Source organism: Flavobacterium tistrianum, assembly GCF_003254545.1.
Lineage (GTDB): Bacteria > Bacteroidota > Bacteroidia > Flavobacteriales > Flavobacteriaceae > Flavobacterium > Flavobacterium tistrianum.
In genome coordinates this window covers 102586-119314 of record NZ_QJRH01000068.1, presented here as the reverse complement: position 1 = coordinate 119314, position 16729 = coordinate 102586, and the positions used below count along the sequence as shown (strand labels likewise).

Below are 16729 nucleotides of genomic sequence, written 5' to 3'. Positions count from 1 at the left end.
TTTTACTTAGAAAGTTACGTTCAAGCCCGAGATGAATGTTTTGGAGTTTGGATAAGAACCAAAATCGATTCCCGGATATAAGTTGTTTTGTTCGTATGAACTTACCTCTGGATCGTAGCCAGTGTACTTGGTCCATGTAATTAAGTTTTCTGCTGAGACGTATATTTTTACCGCTTTTACACCCAATTTTTTAGAAGTGCTTTTTGGCAAAGTGTATCCTAAAGTGATTAATTTTAACCTTAGAAAAGAAGCATCTTCTACATAGCGTTCAGAAACAATTCCAAGTGGCGAACTAGAAGCTCGCGGAATTTCGTTACTTGGATTTGTTGGTGTCCAACGGTCATTTAATGTCGCTGCCGCGTTAGTTCCAAGGGTAGAAATCTCTAACTGTTGATTTAAAGCATTGAAGATTTTTCCGCCGTATGCGCCTTGAAAAGAGAAATTCAAGTCAAAGTCATTATAGGAAACTGTGTTGCTGAAACTTCCAACAAATTTTGGCTGAGAGGTTCCTAAGTTTCCTTTGTCAAGAGCTGTAATTACGCCATCTCCGTTGGTATCTACATATTTTCTGTCTCCCACTTTTGTATTTGCCAAACTATTGATTTTTGGCTGTGTGTTTACTTCTTCCTGAGTTTGGAAAATTCCGTTGGTTTTATATCCCCAGAAACTTCCCAAAGGCAAGCCTACTTTTACAATTACGGGTTGTTGTTGCAGCAAAGATCCGTTTGGCACTACAGGAAAAAACTCGTTTACACCATTTCCGATTTCTGTAACTTTATTTCTATTTAAAGAAAAAACGATGTTCGAATTCCAAGCGAAGTTTTCTGTTTTAATATTTTCAGTTGTTACACCAACCTCAAAACCTTTATTTTCAACTCCTCCAATGTTCTGAAGTACTGTTGCATAACCAGAGCTCAATGGCACTGGAACATTGATTAACAAATCTTTTGTTTTCTTATAATAAACATCAAATACAAAGTTAATTTTTCGATCTAATAAGGATAAATCAAGTCCAACGTTGTACTGATTTGTTTTTTCCCATTTCAAATCTGGATTTGCCAATCGGGTAGGAGCAAGACCTGTGTATAAAGTTCCTCCAAAAGAATAATTTACAGAACCCATTGAAGCCAGAGGAAGGTAATTTCCAATTTCTTGGTTTCCTGTCGTTCCTGCCGTAATTCTCAGTTTTGCTTCGGTTACGCCTTTAATATTGTTGGCAAATTCTTCGTCAGTAATATTCCAAGAAAATCCAGCAGAAGGAAAGTAGCCCCAAAGAGATTCTGAACCAAATCTAGAAGAACCGTCTGCACGTCCAGAAAGCGTAAAGTTGTATTTTCCTTTATATGAATAATTAACTCTTGCCAACCAAGATTTCAAAACACTTTCGTATGCTTCGCTGTATGGTTTTACCGCCACACCATCTTGAAGTGCATTGTATGTATTGGCATCATTAACAAAAGTCTGAGCACCAGCATTCACAACTTCGCCTTTTGTATATTGAAGTGTATAACCTCCCAAAGCTGAAAATTTATGGTTTTCTCCAAAATTAGTGTTGTAAGTCAGCGTATTTTCGTTTAAAACTGAACTTACCTGTCTTTCTCCAATAGATGCCAAACCTTTTGTTCCCGCACCTGTAGTAGTGTTTGAAGGAGCATAGTAATTTTGTTTTGTATTTAAAACGTCACCACTTACAGCCACTTTTGCTGTCAATTCTTTATTGAATTTATATTCGCCAAATAAACTAGTTAGAATTCTGTTTAATTTGGTTTCGTTTGTCGTATTATCCAAATCGTTAATCGGATTAGGAACATAACCATTTACAGAAGTTGCGTAAGGATTGTTGGTTACATTGTAACTCCCATCTGCGTTTTTAATAGGAACTACAGGAGCTGTCAAAACTACACTAACAAGCGGGTTCGGATTTCTTCCGGCCGCTGCGCCTCCATTTGTACCAACACCATTTGCAATCGAATTGGTATAATTGGCATTTACACCAAATTTGAACTTCTGAGAATAATTTCTTTCATAGTTTGCTCGAAGCGAAATACGTTTAAAGTCAGAGCCTAAAACAATACCGTCTTGATCGAAATATCCTGCAGAAACCGCATATCTTGATTTTTCGTCTCCGCCCGAAAAAGATAAATTATGATTTTGTACAGGTGCTGCAGTAACAAAAGCAGCCGACTGCCAATCGTAATTTCCAGAAGTTTTTAAAGCTTCGATTTGTGCAGGAGAAAAAGAAGGAGCCTGACCAATACTAGCCTGAACGTCATTTCTTAAACTTGCCCATTCGCTGGCATTCATTAATTTTAGTTTCTTGGAAATATTTTGGAAACCAAAATAGCCTTGGTACGAAATATTATCTTGTCCTTTGGTTCCTTTTTTAGTTGTAATAATTACAACACCATTAGCACCGCGAGAACCATAAATTGCTGTTGCAGATGCATCCTTAAGAACTTCTATAGATTCAATGTCGGCAGGGTTTATAGTAGATAAAACATTTACACTTGCCCCGGCATAAGTTACTCCAGCGCCGCTATTGCTGTTATCGTTATAAATTAAGATTCCGTCAACCACATAAAGAGGCTCGTTACCAGCAGTAATAGAGTTTCCTCCGCGAATGCGAACACTCGAAGAAGCGCCTGGACGCCCAGAACTTTGTGTAACTACAACTCCTGCTACAGCACCTCTTAAAAGATTATCTGCCGATGAAGTTACCTGAGATAAATTGGCTTTTGGTACAGAAGCTACAGAACCTGTAATGTCTTTTCTTTTTTGAGTTCCGTAACCTACAACTACTAATTCGTCTAGTTCCTGACGTTCTTCTTTAAGGTTAATAATGACTGGATTTTTCTCAACTATTACTTCTAATTTTTTATATCCAATGTAACTTACGATCAAGGTGTAAGGAAATTTTTGTCCCGTTTGAAAATAGAATTTTCCCTCAGTATCTGTTACAACGCCGTGAGTTGTTCCTTTAATATTGACAGAAGCGCCTATAATAGGTTGATTTGTAATAGCATCAACAACAGTTCCATCTAGTTTTGATTGAATGAGTGGGGTGGTATTCTGGGCTTGTATTCCTGCCGTTATCAAGAGTAGAAACAGCAGTATGTGTATGTTTAACTTTTTTTTCATTTCTTTGTGTTGGTTTTAAGTAATTAACAAGACGCCATGAGCACTGTATATACAGCACTCTAAAAGTGTTCTTGATTTAGTGATAAATGTTCTTTAAGCCTTGCCATTTCTGTTGCCGCAGAAATGGCTTTTTTTATTTACAGCAACAGCTTTGCATTGTTTTCATTTTAGTCTTTTTAGTTGTTAGTCATTTAATTTGTTGAATAATAGGTATGGTTTCAAGAATCTGCCAAACACATTTTGAATGTCTCAGGGAGATTTCTTGGTTAAAATTCAGTAAATATTTTTGGTGGTGTTTTTTATGTTTTGCTTTGATATGAACTCGAAAGGCAAACAAAATGAAAGTAGATTATTAACAACAGAAACACATATAACAAATAGTGCTATAAGTGTAATTTTTAGGAAGAATGTTACGCGATATGCTTTCTGTTGTTTTCACAATAATAGTTTTTATGGTTTGAAATATTATTTTTAAACTCTACTAATCCTATAGACAAAGTTAAATTTTATATAATAAAAACCAAAAGTTTGAGGAGTTTTTTTTGAAAAATATATGTTTGTCGAAGCGCTGTAAGAAGGATTTGTTTTGTTTATCCCTTATTTTAAAAGGGATCACAAAGAATTCTGTAATCAGATAAATGTTAAAATAAATTTTGCGCTTGGATTAAAATTGTAGTATTTTATACTTGTTTTTAACTCTAAAACAGCACTTTTAATAGACTCAAATGGATACAAAAGCATAAAAAGAGTCTTCAAAAACTCTTTTGGCACTTATATCTAAAATCTAAATTTAAATTTCAAGTTGATTTTGAATAAATTAGAGTAATTTTATAGACTATAAAAAGAAAAGTAAAATTTTTTAATCAACTTACGAATAAATACTTATATGTGTATTAAGTATTTTTACTTAGTTTTATAATTAAACGAAATGATAGAAGTAAAAGAAGCTTTAGAAATTGTGGCTGCAAATAGTTCAGTTTTGTCTACTCAGAAAATTTCTGTTCAAAAAGCGCTCGGATATGTTTTGCCAGAAACAATTTACTCGCCGATTTCAATGCCTCCGTTTCGCCAATCAGCAATGGATGGTTATGCTTTTATTCATTCAAGAAGACATCAGTTTGATGTGGTTGGAATTTCGCAGGCTGGCGATCATGCCAATATAAAACTAAAAGAAAATCAAGCTGTTCGCATATTTACTGGCGCGTATGTTCCTAATGATGCAGACACTGTAGTAATGCAGGAGCATGTAATGGTAAACAGAGATTCGATTTTGATTGCAAAAATGCCAGAGTCTTTGGCCAATGTTAGAAATAAAGGAGAGCAGATTAATGCGGAGGATGTTGTTTTTGATGCCAATACATTAATCACTCCAGCAGCAATCGGATTTTTAGCCTGTTTAGGAATCACAGAAATAACAGTTTATAAAAAACCGAAAGTGGCCATTTTGGTTACTGGAAATGAGCTGGTGAAACCAGGCAAGAAACTTCCTAAAGGAAAAATTTATGAGAGTAATTCTGTAATGTTGCAAGCCGCTTTGCAAACCATCGGAATTAATAAAGTTAAAGTTCACACGGTAAAGGACAATTTGAAAGCAACGAAAAAAGCATTGAAGCCAATACTTAAAAAGAATGATATAGTGCTAATATCTGGTGGAATCTCTGTTGGAGATTATGATTTTGTAAAAGAAGCTTTGCTGAAAAATGGTGTAGAAGAGCTTTTTTATAAAATCAATCAAAAACCTGGAAAGCCGATGTTTTTTGGTTCTAAAAAAGATACTTTAGTTTTTGCATTGCCAGGAAATCCAGCTTCGTCATTGACTAATTTTTATATTTATGTATATCCTGCAGTTAAAAATAAAATGGGATTCTCGAATACGCATTTGCCAAAAATTGTTCGAAAATTAGAAAATGACATTGTCAATGACACAGGAAAAACACTTTTTTTAAAAGCATTATATAATGAAACAAGTGTTACAATTTTAGAAGGACAAGCCTCTTCAATGTTAAATTCTTTTGCTATTGCAAATGGTTTGGTAATTGTGCCGCAGGATGTTGAAAATATTAAAAAAGGCGAGTCGGTAACGATTCTCCCAATCGATTAAAGTTCTTGAAAAAATAAATTTTACGGCAAAAAGTAAAAAGCGCTATATAAATAAAAACACATAGCAAAAAAACGATTAAACAGTTAACCAAATAAAAGATTAAACAAAAAATATGAGTCTCCTAACTTCCGAAAATATACTATTATTCAGTTTCGCATTAATTGTAATTGCATTTTTATATTCAAGTGTTGGACATGGCGGAGCTTCGGGATATTTGGCATTGATGAGCATTTTTGCTTTTCCAGTTTCTATTATGAAACCATCAGCTCTACTGCTGAATTTGTTTGTTTCAAGTATTTCGTTTTTGTTTTATTATAAAAATAATTATTTCAAGCCCAAGCTATTTTATCCGTTTGCCATTGCTTCGATTCCAGCAGCTTTTATAGGAGGTTTTATCACTTTAGATAATGCGATTTATAAAATAATTCTCGGAATTGTATTGGTTTTTGCAGCCTTGAGATTGTTTGGAGTATTTAATTTTAAAGAAAAAGAAGAAGTAAAAATAAATCTTCCGTTTGCTCTGGCAATTGGTTTTGCGATCGGATTATTATCTGGAATGTTAGGAATTGGCGGAGGAATCATTTTGAGTCCGATCCTGTTATTTTTAGGATGGGCATCGGTAAAAGAATCGGCAGCGATTTCGAGTCTGTTCATTTTTGTGAATTCATTTGCCGGAATGTTAGGATTCTTTTTAGGAGGAAAAACAATTCCAATGGAAAGTTTTTATTTAGTTCCAATCGCAGTTATAGGAGGAATGCTGGGCGGATTCTATGGAAGCGGCTCTTTCTCCAACAGAACTTTAAAAATGGTTCTAGGAACAGTAATTTTAATGGCAAGCGTGAAATTGATTTTTCCATGATAATGATATGGTTTTGCCACAGATTTAACAGATTAAAAGGATTTTTTTTTTGCCACGAATTACACGAATTTCAGTTACATATTTAAAAAAAATAATTTGTGAAAATTTGTGTAATTCGTGGTAAAAAAATCAACACAAAGCATTTAAAGAAATCTTTTTAATCCTTTTAATCTGTGGCAAGAATAGACAAAAGAAACCTGAAATAAGAAAACTATGAAAACACTAACAGTATTTATTCTTTGCGGAGGAAAAAGCTCCAGAATGCAGTCAGAAAAAGGATTGGTTTTGTTTCAGGAAAAACCATTTATAGAGCATATAATTCAGGCAATTTTGCCTATTACAAATAAAATAAAACTGGTAACAGCTTCAAAAGAATACGATTATCTTGAATATGAAAAAATACCCGATCTTATTTTAGACAAAGGCCCAATAGGAGGAATTTATACGGCACTTACACACTCTGAAACCGAATTCAATTTAATTTTAAGTTGTGATATTCCGTTAATTTCAACTGAATTATTGCAAGAATTAATTTCAAAACATACAAGTGAAGCTGGAATTACAGTTTTTGCTTCCGAAAGTAAAACCCATCCTTTAATCGGAATTTATTCAAAAAGTATTGTTCCCGTTATAAAAGAAGCAATTGATTCTAATGAATTAAAAATGATGGATCTGCTAGCAAAATTGCCACATCAGATTATCAATATAGAAGAAAGTGAAAATTATCATTTCACCAATGTTAATTCGCCAGATGAATTAGATGATTTAAATATCAATTCAATTTAAAGCAATATGGAAACTTTAAAAACACCCAAGTTGACAATCGTAGGCGCAGGTCCTGGCGATGTTGAACTGATTACAATGAAAGCCATAAAAGCTTTAAAAAGTGCCGATGTAGTTTTGTATGATGCTTTGGTAAACGAAGAATTATTAAATTATGCACCAAATGCAGAAATTGTTTTTGTTGGAAAACGTTTAGGTTGTTACGCTTACACTCAGGATCAGATTAACGATTTGATTGTTTCAATGGCAAAAACTCATGGACATGTGGTTCGTTTAAAAGGCGGCGATCCGTTTGTATTTGGAAGAGGAAGTGAAGAAATTGAATTTGCAGAAGATTTCGGAATCAAAACTGCCATTGTTCCTGGAATTTCATCTGCTTTGGGAGTTCCCGCTTCGGTTGGAATTAGTTTGACGCAACGTAAAGTAGCTGAGAGTTTCTGGGTTATTACAGGAACAACTTCAGATCATAAATTGTCAAAAGATATTCAATTGGCATCAAAATCAGCAGCAACGGTTGTTATTTTAATGGGAATGCATAAATTGGAAGAGATTGTTTCGATTTATCAAGAAAACAGAAATGACGATCTGCCAGTTGCCATTATTCAAAACGGAACGAAAAATTCTGAGCAAAAAGTAATAGGAACTATAAGTACAATTACTAAATTGGTGGCTGAAAAAAACATATCATCACCAGCCATTATTGTAATTGGCGAAGTGGTTAGAAATACATCAAGCTGGATTTCTTATTTTCAGGAACATTTTGATGATGAGTTTATTTTCCAGAATTTAAATTTATAAAAATGATTGAGGTTAAATATTTTGGAGCTGTTGCCGAAAAGACAAAATGCGAATTTGAAAAGTTATCTTTTTCTGAAGAATTATCATTGCAAAAACTATTGCAAGATTTAAACGAAAAATATGAATTTGAAGCACTTACTTTCAGCGTGGCTGTCAATCAAAAAATAGTTCCAAAATCGACAGATTATACATTGAAAATCAATGATATAGTAGCTTTATTGCCTCCGTTTGCAGGAGGATAAAAATTAGTTTATGAGTTCAATAAGCCAATATAACAGACAAATAATTCTTCCTGAAATAGGAGAAGAAGGTCAGGAGAAATTATCAAAATCAAAAGTTTTGGTAATAGGCGCCGGAGGTTTGGGAGCCGCGATTCTGCCGTATCTGGCTGCAGCTGGAGTTGGTGAAATCGGAATTGTAGACCAAGATGTTATTGAAATTTCAAATCTTCAAAGACAGGTAATTTATAAAACCGCTGCCGTTGGAAAATCAAAAGTAAAGGAAGCAAAAGCGATGATTACTGAATTAAATCCTTTAGTGAAAGTAAAAGCGGTTTCAGAAAAATTATCGGGAAGAAATGCCATTTCGTTGTTTTACAACTATGACATTATAGTTGATGCAACTGACAACATCGCAATCAAATATTTAATAAACGATGCTTGTCTGGTAACTCATAAACCAATGGTTTACGGATCAATTTTTAGATTTCAAGGGCAAGTTTCCGTCTTCAATTATCAAAATGGCCCAACATATAGATGTCTGTATCCTGATGAAAATTTAAATACATTAAATTGTGAAGAAGCGGGAGTTCTTGGTGTTTCAGTTGGAATTATCGGGATGTTTCAGGCAAATGAAGTACTAAAAATGATTCTCGGAATTGGAGAAGTTTTAAACGGAAAAATATTGGTTTATAATACGCTGAACAACGAACAGCAAAAATATGATTTTGATAAAAGTGATTTTCAAATCATAACTAGAGAAACATTCGAAGAAAAATATAATAAATGCAAAGTTGAAGAAGTGAGTTTTGAATCGGTTTTGAATGAAATGGACAATGATGAGGTTCTTTTTCTCGATGTTCGAAATGCAGATGAATCACCAAAAATTAATATAAAAAATCAAATTCAGATTCCGTTAATGAATTTGGAAAAGGAAATCGAAAAACTGGATAAGAATAAAAAAATATATGTTTTCTGCCAATATGGAATTAGAAGCAAAATTGCGTTCGAATTGCTTCAGAAGCATCGATTTAAAAATATAAAAAGTATTGCAGGCGGAGCTTTGGCAATGAAAAATGTATTGAAAGAAGAAATGATATAGCCACGAATTCACGAATTATCATGTAATCTTTGTGTAATTTATATTTCGCGATTTTATTTTTTAAAATCTATCCGCAAAGTATTGGATTAATTCGTGAATTCGTGGCGGAAAAAACGTAAAAAATGAGTAAAAATGTATTTGTAGAAGGACCGATTTCTCCTGAATTTATAGCCGAATCGATCGCCAAACATCAATCTAAACACACAATTGGGGCCCACAATATTTTTCTAGGGCAAGTCCGCGCCGATGTTATTCACGATAATACAGTCGTAGCAATTGATTATTCGGCATATAAAGATATGGCAAATGAAGCATTATATGCGATTCGAGAAAAAGCTTTCGCCAAATTTGATTTAACTTGTATGCACATTTATCACAGTTTGGGCGTTGTAAAAGCAGGCGAAATCTGTTTGTTTGTTTTTGTATCGGCTACGCGCCGCAAGCAGGTTTATGAAGCGACAGAAGCCATTGTAAACTGGATTAAGACAGATGTTCCAATTTTTGGTAAAGAAATGTTTGAAAACGATACGTTCACTTGGAAACAAAATACCTAATAAATTATAATGGTAGATATTACGCATAAAATAAGCACATTAAGAAAAGCAACCGCAACTGCAATTGTAAAAGTCAGTAAACAAGAAACAATTGATGCTGTTGTCAATAATTTAGTGCCAAAAGGCAATGTACTGGAAATGGCAAAAACTGCGGGTTTGTTTGCGGTAAAAAATACCCATTTGTCCATTCCAGATTGCCATCCGCTTCCAATTGAATATACTTCTGTTGAATATAATATTGAAGGATTAGAAATTCATATTATCTTCAATGTAAAAACAGTTTATAAAACAGGAGTTGAGGTTGAAGCCATGCATGGTGCGTCGATTGTAGCGCTTACAATGTATGACATGTTGAAACCAATTGATAAAGAAATCGAAATTTCAACCATCAAATTAATCAATAAAGAAGGCGGAAAATCGTCCTTTAAAAATAAATTCCCGAATGCTATAAAAGCAGCAGTTTTCGTTTGTTCCGACTCGATTTTTGCGGGCGATAAAGAAGATCGTTCAGGAAAAACCATTGTAGAAAAATTAGGTTCATACGGAGTCGAGACTTCTCATTATGAAATCATTCCAGACGAATTGGATATTATTCAAGAAAAAACAAAAGCTTTCGCTAAAGATAATCAGCTGGTGATTTTTACAGGTGGAACTGGTTTGTCTCCAAGAGACGTTACGCCAGAAGCTTTAGAACCGATTTTAGAAAGTAGAATTCCGGGAATTGAAGAAGCGATTCGCAATTATGGTCAGCAAAGAATGCCATATGCAATGCTTTCGAGAAGTGTTGCGGGAATTTTGGGCAAAAGTCTAGTTTTAGCTTTGCCGGGTTCAACAAACGGGGTAAGAGAATCGATGGATGCTGTTTTTCCGCATGTAATGCACGTCTTTCATATTTTAAAAGGAAAAAATCATGACAGCCTCTAACACTATTTTAACGGATGGTTTTGGGCGCAAGCACAATTATTTGCGCATTTCGTTGTTGGAAAAATGCAACTTGCGTTGTACGTACTGCATGCCAGCTGATGGAATTGCACTTTCTCCAAAGGCCAGTTTAATGACGTCAGACGAGATTTTTGCCATTGCCCAAACTTTCGTAAAAAATGGTGTTGACAAAATCAGGTTAACAGGCGGTGAACCTTTACTAAGAAAAGATTTTCAAGAAATAGTTTCTAAACTATCTCAGTTAGATATTTCACTTTCTTTGACTACAAACGGAATTTTAATTGATCGTTATATTGAGGTTTTAAAACAGTTTAATGTCAAAAAAATCAATTTGAGTTTAGATACTTTGGTTTCGTTTAAATTTCATTCTATAACGCTTAGAAATCAGTTTGAGAGAGTGATTGATAATCTGCATTTGCTTTTGAATCATGATTTTCAGGTAAAAGTAAATGTAGTTTTGATTAAAGGTTTTAATGAGAAGGAAATTGTTGATTTTGTAAAATTGACTCAGTTTCTCCCAATCTCAGTTCGTTTCATCGAATTTATGCCTTTTGCAGGAAACGAGTGGGATAGAAGTAAAATGGTTTCGCAGAAAGAGATTTTATCATTAGTTGAAACCCAATTTTCATCAGATGAAATTCTGAAATTAGAAGACGAAAAAAACTTCACTTCTAGAAATTATAAAATAAAAGATTTTCAAGGCGATTTCGGAATTATTAGTTCCATTACAAATCCGTTCTGTGATAGCTGCAATAGAATTCGCTTGACGGCTGATGGGAAAATTAAAAACTGTCTTTTCTCCAATTCTGAAACTGATTTGTTAACGGCTTTTAGAAATGGAGAACCCATCACTAATTTGATTTCAGAATCGATTCAGAATAAAAAGAAAGTAAGGGCAGGAATGGCAAAAGTTAATGAAATTAATGATCCAACACTTCATTCAGATAATCGTAGTATGATTGCAATCGGGGGGTAATAGTTTCGAGAGAAACTTTGACAAAGTTCATGCATAGTTTGTCATTGCGAGGAACGAAGCAATCACACGACTATTTGCAACGTAGCTTTTATTAATGTGGTTGCTTCGTTCCTCGCAATGACTCGTTGGAAGGTAAAAAAAGGTTTAACTAAAAGTCAAACCTTTCTCAAAATTATTTTTTCTTTTTAGCTTTTGCCTTTTTCTGAGCCTTAGCTTTTTTGTCGGCAACTTTCTTAGCTTTAGCTTTCTCTTTTGCTTTTTTAGCCTTTTCTTTTTTCTTTTCAGCCGCTTTTAGTTTTGCTTTTTTAGCTTTTTCTAATTTTTTAATTACAGCTTTAATCGCTTTTTCTCTCTTCTTTTCTTTTTCCTTTTTGGCTCTCAGCTTAGCTTTTAGCTTTGATTTTATATCGTTTTTTTCTTTGCCAATTTTTTCAACAGTTACAACAGGCTTATTTTCTGCAGCATCATTGGTTTTAATTTCTACAATTTCAGAAACTATTGGTTCTTTTTTTGCAGGTGCTGTAGCTGCTTTTTTGACAGTTGCGCTAGGAGTTGCTTTAGAGGCAGCTCTTACAGGTGTTTTTGCTGCAGGTTTTACAGTAGCAGTGGGAGCTTTTGTTGTTGTTTTCGTAGCAGTCGATTTTGTAGCCGCCGTTTTTGCTGCTGAGGTCTTCGTAGCTGTTGGTTTTACAGCTGTTCTAGTGGTTCTTTTAATTGTTGTCTTAGTTTCTGGTTGTATTTCTGTAGTGCTTTCTACAGCTGTTTCTGCTGGAATATCGGTAACTTTTTCGGCAGAAGATGGTGTTGTTCTTTTTATCATAATTGTATTTTTTATTGAATAAATAGATGTTAACCAAGTGGTTTTAAAGCTTTTGAAGTATGTTGCTTTACCATAAATTCTTAGTTAAGCTAAATATACGCAATTTTTGAATACAGAAATGTTAAGCTTTTGTAGAAAGCACGAATGTTCAATTGTTCCAGGTTTAATTTTCATGTTCTGAATTGTCGGATGCAATTATTTTTTTCTTCCCACAAAGCGAATTACTGAACCTGTTCCGTTATGGAATAAACCTTCGTTTAGTTCGATTTCTTTTTCTTCCAATTCAATGATTTCATAATTTAGAAAATCAGCTTTGATTTCTTCTATTGAAAAAAGAGATTCAATGTCTTTTGGGCCGCCGACTTTTTCATTTTTGGTTACATATTCCAGATGCTTTTTGCTGAAAGCTTCAAAAATAATGATACCGTTTTTGCGTAATAATTTATTTAATTGTTGATGAATTTCCGATTTAATTTCAGCAGGAAAATGAGCATAAATTAGAGCAATTGTATCAAATTGTTCTGCTTCGAAATCAAGAGTTTCTAATTCGCCGACTTGATAATCAATTGAAACATCATTTGCTTCTGCAAGTTTTAAGGCTTTATTTCTTCCTTCTTCGCTAATATCAAAAGCCGAAACGTCCCAGCCTATTTTTGCAGCAAAAATGGCATTTCGCCCTTCGCCTTCGGCTGGAAAAAGAATAGAAGCAGGGTTTAATTTTTCTAGTTGTTCTTTTAAGTAATTGTTGGGTTCTTCGCCGTATGCAAATTCTACGCTTTTGTAACGGTCGTCCCAACGCTGAGTCCAGTTGTTCATGGTTTATATATTGAATTTAATTATTTAAAGAATAGTTTTTAAGAAACCCAAGTCTCTTCAATTTTATCTATAATCCAGTTTTCATTTATTTTTTTTATATAGATTCTAAAACCTTGTCCGCAAAGTCTTCCGCAAACAAAGCCTCCATTTAGAACTCCAAACTTTTTATTTTGATCAAATTGTATTCTAGTAAAGAAAACGGTTCCTGAAAAATTGAAGTTGTATTTAGTTTCCCAAATTTTGCCTCTTTCTTTAGGAAACTGATTTTTGTTTCTTAATTCAAATCTATTATTAAGTTTAATCTTTTTAAAGTCAAAAATATATTCATTGTACACTTTTTCTTTTGGAACAAATGCTTTTACGTTTTTAAATTGTTTTTCAAGATATTCTTTTAAATCTTCGTTACTATACTCTATTATAGGATCAAATGCAATTACGATTTTAGAAGTATCTTTTTTTATTTTTTCAGTTTTAATTTTCCACTCTAACAATTTTTGTTTTTGTTCTTTTGTTGCTTTAGTGCTGTCAACACCGATAAAATGACCTGTTTTATCAAATATTGATTCACCATACTCTGGAGGAAAGTTAATAAATAGCCTTGTATCCATGCAAGTTGAATCAATTAAGCTTGGAAAAATTTCAGTCATTACTTTTTTTTCAAATTCTAAATCTGAAATTTCTTTTTTACAGCTTATAAATAGTATGATAGATGTAATAAATAGAAAGGATACGATTTTCTTCATATTGGATTATTGATTCGATTGTCAGGTGTATTTTAAATTGCAGACTTCAAACTAGAGATTGAATTTAATTATTAAAGGTTTGTGATCACTGAGCATTGTCCAATCTTTGTAAGCACCGATTTTAACACTTTCTAAAACTTCAATAAAATCATTTGAAGCAAAACAATAATCAAGATGATAAGGTTTGTTTTCGTGACGATACAGATACCAAGTTGGATGTTCTTCTTTACCTTGAATCTGATTGAAGTATTTGTGATACGTGCTAAAAATATTCTTTTCAGCCAATTTATTTACAACAGTTGTATGATTTCCTTCGCGACGTGGTTTGTCCCAAATGGTGTTGCTGTTGAAATCGCCAATTAAAATAGTTTTGGTTTCTTTAATTAAATTTTCGTAATAATTAATCGCTTTCCAAATTTGGGTTACATAAGCGCCATCTTTATCCGCAGGATTATTTGCCCAAATGGCGAATAGCATAAAATCAACTTTTTCGTCAGTAACGGCTATTGGTAGAATATTTTTAAAATCCGGATTATGGCAATCAAGAAGTTGAAACCGATAATCGCTATAAGAGAAAACGCCAACTCCTTTATTTGGATTTGTGCCATACCAAAGAATATCGTTTGGCGCTTTTATGTTCGTTGGGAATTTTAACTTTTCAGGACTTTCACACTCAGAAATAACGACAATATCAGGATTATGAGCCAGAATGAATTCTGCTTTTTTTCTGAATGCCATGTTGCAATTCCAAGCGATGATTTTCATTTGAAACTAAATTATTTCTTACTCAAATATAATGATTAAAGAGAAGAATATTTTTGTGATTTATCAAAAAAAAAGCCCTTTCTCAAAATAGAAAAAGGGCAGTTAATATATTTAGTTTCTTTAATCTTAACCAACAAATTTTGTCTCTCCGCTATTGATGTCAATTTCGGCAAAATTATGTTTTCCGATAACGATAAGCAGTTTGTTTGAGTTGTAGCCAACATATCTAATTTCAGGTTCGCCTTTTTTAGGTTTTCCGCAGATAGAAATTACATTGGTTTGCCATTTTAGTTTTTTTCTTTTGTAGGCAGAAATGGTTTGCAAATCATTTTCAACATAATAAACGATGTTGTTTTTTTTAATTCCTCTTTTTTGCGTTTTAGCAAAATTAATTTCTGAGTTTTTCGAAATTAAGGCATCGTCATATTTTTGGGCAATACCTGTTTGCGTGACAATAAAAGTCAGCAATGACAATTTTAGAAATGGTTTCATTAGGATAGAATTGGGGGTTCATAATCACTTCAAATATAAATAATTAAACATATAATCAAAGCTATTATGAAATAAAAAAAATACCCTTTTCCAGAAATAGGAAAAGGGTAAAAATTATGAGTTAATTTTTAAGAAAAATTATTTTTTCCAGCTAAAAATTCTAGGATTAACAGAAATCATTAACCAAGCCCAATTGTTGGTATGGTTTGCATCTCCATTTTTGATAAATTCCATTGTTTTAGAACCAAACATTTGAGAATAACCTCCTGTTACTGTGATATCTTTTCTGAAATTATAGCCAAAACTTGCGTCAATCTCAGTTCCTAAATACGAATCCATTTTTTCGTTAAGAGGAACATTGACTACATCAGCTGCAGATAAAAATACGTGCGGAATCAAAGCAAACTGCCATTTGTTTATGTTGTAATTCAATTTTATAAAAGCGTCTTGCAAACCAACATTGTTTAAGTGATTTCCAACATAAAAATAATCCATATAACCGTTAAATCCATGATTGGTTCCAAAAATCGGGTTAAAAGATTTGATTACTGTACTTCCGTCATTTGAAGCTTTTCCAGATAAAAATTCGTATCCTAAACCAGCTTTAAATGATTCTGTAATGTTGTAATTAAAATTTGCGGCAGCATTCCAAGCGCTTACTTGTAGATCGGTACTTTTTCCAGTTTGTCCGTATACCCAAAAGTTACTATCTATTTTATTTGTTTTGTATGTCAAATAAGGTCCGAAAGTCTGCTTGTAATCAACCAAAAGTTTCGCGTCTGCATTTGCATATTCGTAACCAGTGTTAAGCATTAAAAAGCTCGCACCTAATTTTTCGTTAAATTGGTTATGATACCAAGCATATTGCATTGTTTTATAATTGGAAATGGTATAAGGAGTTTGAAATACATTTTCAGCATTTGAATTGTAAGCGCCTCCAAAATCTAACTTTTGTTTTTCAGTTTGATAAGTAACAATAAGTGCATCGTGGCTTTGACCTTGCTGCGCCCAGTCCATTTCACCCAAAATACGCTGATTGTCATAAGAAAGAACTTGACGTCCCATTCTGGCGCTCCAATTCTCGGTAAAATTATACTGTGCCCAAGCTTCAAAAACAGCAACGCCATTTTTATCGGCAACGGCTGTGGTTGGTACATCTCCCCATGTTCTGGTATTTTGGAAAGTTAATTTTACAATTAAATCATCTTGTTTGAAGTTAATGTTTAGACGAGAACGCTGAGAAATTTGAGAAGTTCCCTTTTGGCCTTCAGGAAGAAGGGTTTTGTATCCATTTCTATATTCAAAACGCGGTCGCAGTTGCAAGTTAATATCTAGTTCCTGTGCCTCTAAAGAAGTTACGGATCCTAGGAGTAATAGAATTATAAATCTGATTTGTTTCATTGGTTTGAATTTTTTTTCTGTAGTAAATTTATAAGAAAAACAAGCTCTTATTTTTAAGAGATTATTTTTTTTTTAATTGAGTTATTGCGGTTTTTATTTGATTGGAGAAATGGTATGCTTAGCTAAAAATGCATCATTCCAGAATGTTTTCAGTATTATCGGAATAATTATCTTTAAGGCATATTAATTTTCAAAGATTAAAAGAATATTAAAAATTGAAG

Annotated in this window: 16 protein-coding genes; 9 read left to right on the top strand and 7 right to left on the bottom strand. The window is 33.3% G+C overall.

The annotated features are described in order from the left end of the window. Nucleotides 1-6: 6 nt before the first annotated feature. On the bottom strand, nt 7-3138 hold the full coding sequence (locus tag DMB71_RS11085) for a SusC/RagA family TonB-linked outer membrane protein (protein ID WP_111366088.1): 3132 nt from the start codon (nt 3136-3138) through the stop codon (nt 7-9). A 928-nt stretch (nt 3139-4066) separates the two neighbouring features. Here DMB71_RS11085 and DMB71_RS11080 point away from each other — a divergent pair. From DMB71_RS11080 to moaA, 9 genes are all read left to right on the top strand, one after another. Then, on the top strand, nt 4067-5239 hold the full coding sequence (locus tag DMB71_RS11080) for a molybdopterin molybdotransferase MoeA (RefSeq protein ID WP_111366086.1): 1173 nt from the start codon (nt 4067-4069) through the stop codon (nt 5237-5239). A gap of 112 nt (nt 5240-5351) precedes the next feature. Further along, the gene (locus DMB71_RS11075; RefSeq protein ID WP_111366084.1) at nt 5352-6098 is read left to right on the top strand and encodes a sulfite exporter TauE/SafE family protein; all 747 of its coding nucleotides are present in this window, start codon (nt 5352-5354) and stop codon (nt 6096-6098) included. A 213-nt stretch (nt 6099-6311) separates the two neighbouring features. Then, a complete protein-coding gene (locus DMB71_RS11070; RefSeq protein WP_111366082.1) occupies nt 6312-6884 on the top strand; it encodes a molybdenum cofactor guanylyltransferase in 573 nt (190 codons plus the stop codon). A 6-nt stretch (nt 6885-6890) separates the two neighbouring features. Further along, entirely contained in the window at nt 6891-7679 is a 789-nt protein-coding gene (gene cobA / locus DMB71_RS11065) for a uroporphyrinogen-III C-methyltransferase (RefSeq protein ID WP_111366081.1), read from the top strand. A gap of 2 nt (nt 7680-7681) precedes the next feature. Beyond that, entirely contained in the window at nt 7682-7921 is a 240-nt protein-coding gene (locus tag DMB71_RS11060) for a MoaD/ThiS family protein (protein ID WP_111366079.1), read from the top strand. A 10-nt stretch (nt 7922-7931) separates the two neighbouring features. Then, nucleotides 7932-8999 carry a HesA/MoeB/ThiF family protein gene (moeB, locus tag DMB71_RS11055; protein ID WP_111366078.1) on the top strand — a complete coding sequence of 356 codons (1068 nt, stop codon included), beginning with the start codon at nt 7932-7934 and terminating at the stop codon, nt 8997-8999. 122 nt (nt 9000-9121) lie between these two features. Next, entirely contained in the window at nt 9122-9553 is a 432-nt protein-coding gene (locus DMB71_RS11050) for a molybdenum cofactor biosynthesis protein MoaE (protein ID WP_066034044.1), read from the top strand. Nucleotides 9554-9562: 9 nt separating this feature from the next. Then, on the top strand, nt 9563-10477 hold the full coding sequence (gene moaCB, locus DMB71_RS11045) for a bifunctional molybdenum cofactor biosynthesis protein MoaC/MoaB (protein WP_111366076.1): 915 nt from the start codon (nt 9563-9565) through the stop codon (nt 10475-10477). After that, the gene (gene moaA, locus DMB71_RS11040; protein WP_111366074.1) at nt 10464-11471 is read left to right on the top strand and encodes a GTP 3',8-cyclase MoaA; all 1008 of its coding nucleotides are present in this window, start codon (nt 10464-10466) and stop codon (nt 11469-11471) included. Before moaCB ends, moaA begins: the two co-directional genes overlap by 14 nt. A 172-nt stretch (nt 11472-11643) precedes the next feature. Here moaA and DMB71_RS21955 read toward each other — a convergent pair whose 3' ends face one another. The 6 genes from DMB71_RS21955 to DMB71_RS11010 form a co-directional block, all read right to left on the bottom strand. Continuing rightward, a complete protein-coding gene (locus tag DMB71_RS21955; protein WP_162614814.1) occupies nt 11644-12291 on the bottom strand; it encodes a hypothetical protein in 648 nt (215 codons plus the stop codon). 195 nt (nt 12292-12486) lie between these two features. After that, complete coding sequence (locus DMB71_RS11030; protein ID WP_111366072.1) at nt 12487-13107, bottom strand: class I SAM-dependent methyltransferase; 621 nt, start codon at nt 13105-13107, stop codon at nt 12487-12489. A gap of 38 nt (nt 13108-13145) precedes the next feature. After that, a complete protein-coding gene (locus DMB71_RS11025; RefSeq protein WP_111366070.1) occupies nt 13146-13850 on the bottom strand; it encodes a hypothetical protein in 705 nt (234 codons plus the stop codon). Nucleotides 13851-13901: 51 nt separating this feature from the next. After that, complete coding sequence (locus DMB71_RS11020) at nt 13902-14615, bottom strand: endonuclease/exonuclease/phosphatase family protein (protein WP_111366068.1); 714 nt, start codon at nt 14613-14615, stop codon at nt 13902-13904. A 126-nt stretch (nt 14616-14741) separates the two neighbouring features. Further along, complete coding sequence (locus DMB71_RS11015) at nt 14742-15107, bottom strand: hypothetical protein (protein ID WP_111366067.1); 366 nt, start codon at nt 15105-15107, stop codon at nt 14742-14744. Nucleotides 15108-15245: 138 nt separating this feature from the next. Then, nucleotides 15246-16508: an alginate export family protein gene (locus DMB71_RS11010; protein WP_111366065.1), complete on the bottom strand. Its 1263-nt coding sequence runs from the start codon at nt 16506-16508 to the stop codon at nt 15246-15248. Nucleotides 16509-16729: the final 221 nt, after the last annotated feature.

What these genes read in the sequence shown, in the direction of transcription:
- DMB71_RS11085 (WP_111366088.1), bottom strand. Translation starts at nt 3,138, where the DNA reads ATGAAAAAAAAGTTAAACATACACATACTGCTGTTTCTACTCTTGATA.
- DMB71_RS11080 (WP_111366086.1), top strand. Translation starts at nt 4,067, where the DNA reads ATGATAGAAGTAAAAGAAGCTTTAGAAATTGTGGCTGCAAATAGTTCA.
- DMB71_RS11075 (WP_111366084.1), top strand. Translation starts at nt 5,352, where the DNA reads ATGAGTCTCCTAACTTCCGAAAATATACTATTATTCAGTTTCGCATTA.
- DMB71_RS11070 (WP_111366082.1), top strand. Translation starts at nt 6,312, where the DNA reads ATGAAAACACTAACAGTATTTATTCTTTGCGGAGGAAAAAGCTCCAGA.
- cobA (WP_111366081.1), top strand. Translation starts at nt 6,891, where the DNA reads ATGGAAACTTTAAAAACACCCAAGTTGACAATCGTAGGCGCAGGTCCT.
- DMB71_RS11060 (WP_111366079.1), top strand. Translation starts at nt 7,682, where the DNA reads ATGATTGAGGTTAAATATTTTGGAGCTGTTGCCGAAAAGACAAAATGC.
- moeB (WP_111366078.1), top strand. Translation starts at nt 7,932, where the DNA reads ATGAGTTCAATAAGCCAATATAACAGACAAATAATTCTTCCTGAAATA.
- DMB71_RS11050 (WP_066034044.1), top strand. Translation starts at nt 9,122, where the DNA reads ATGAGTAAAAATGTATTTGTAGAAGGACCGATTTCTCCTGAATTTATA.
- moaCB (WP_111366076.1), top strand. Translation starts at nt 9,563, where the DNA reads ATGGTAGATATTACGCATAAAATAAGCACATTAAGAAAAGCAACCGCA.
- moaA (WP_111366074.1), top strand. Translation starts at nt 10,464, where the DNA reads ATGACAGCCTCTAACACTATTTTAACGGATGGTTTTGGGCGCAAGCAC.
- DMB71_RS21955 (WP_162614814.1), bottom strand. Translation starts at nt 12,291, where the DNA reads ATGATAAAAAGAACAACACCATCTTCTGCCGAAAAAGTTACCGATATT.
- DMB71_RS11030 (WP_111366072.1), bottom strand. Translation starts at nt 13,107, where the DNA reads ATGAACAACTGGACTCAGCGTTGGGACGACCGTTACAAAAGCGTAGAA.
- DMB71_RS11025 (WP_111366070.1), bottom strand. Translation starts at nt 13,850, where the DNA reads ATGAAGAAAATCGTATCCTTTCTATTTATTACATCTATCATACTATTT.
- DMB71_RS11020 (WP_111366068.1), bottom strand. Translation starts at nt 14,615, where the DNA reads ATGAAAATCATCGCTTGGAATTGCAACATGGCATTCAGAAAAAAAGCA.
- DMB71_RS11015 (WP_111366067.1), bottom strand. Translation starts at nt 15,107, where the DNA reads ATGAAACCATTTCTAAAATTGTCATTGCTGACTTTTATTGTCACGCAA.
- DMB71_RS11010 (WP_111366065.1), bottom strand. Translation starts at nt 16,508, where the DNA reads ATGAAACAAATCAGATTTATAATTCTATTACTCCTAGGATCCGTAACT.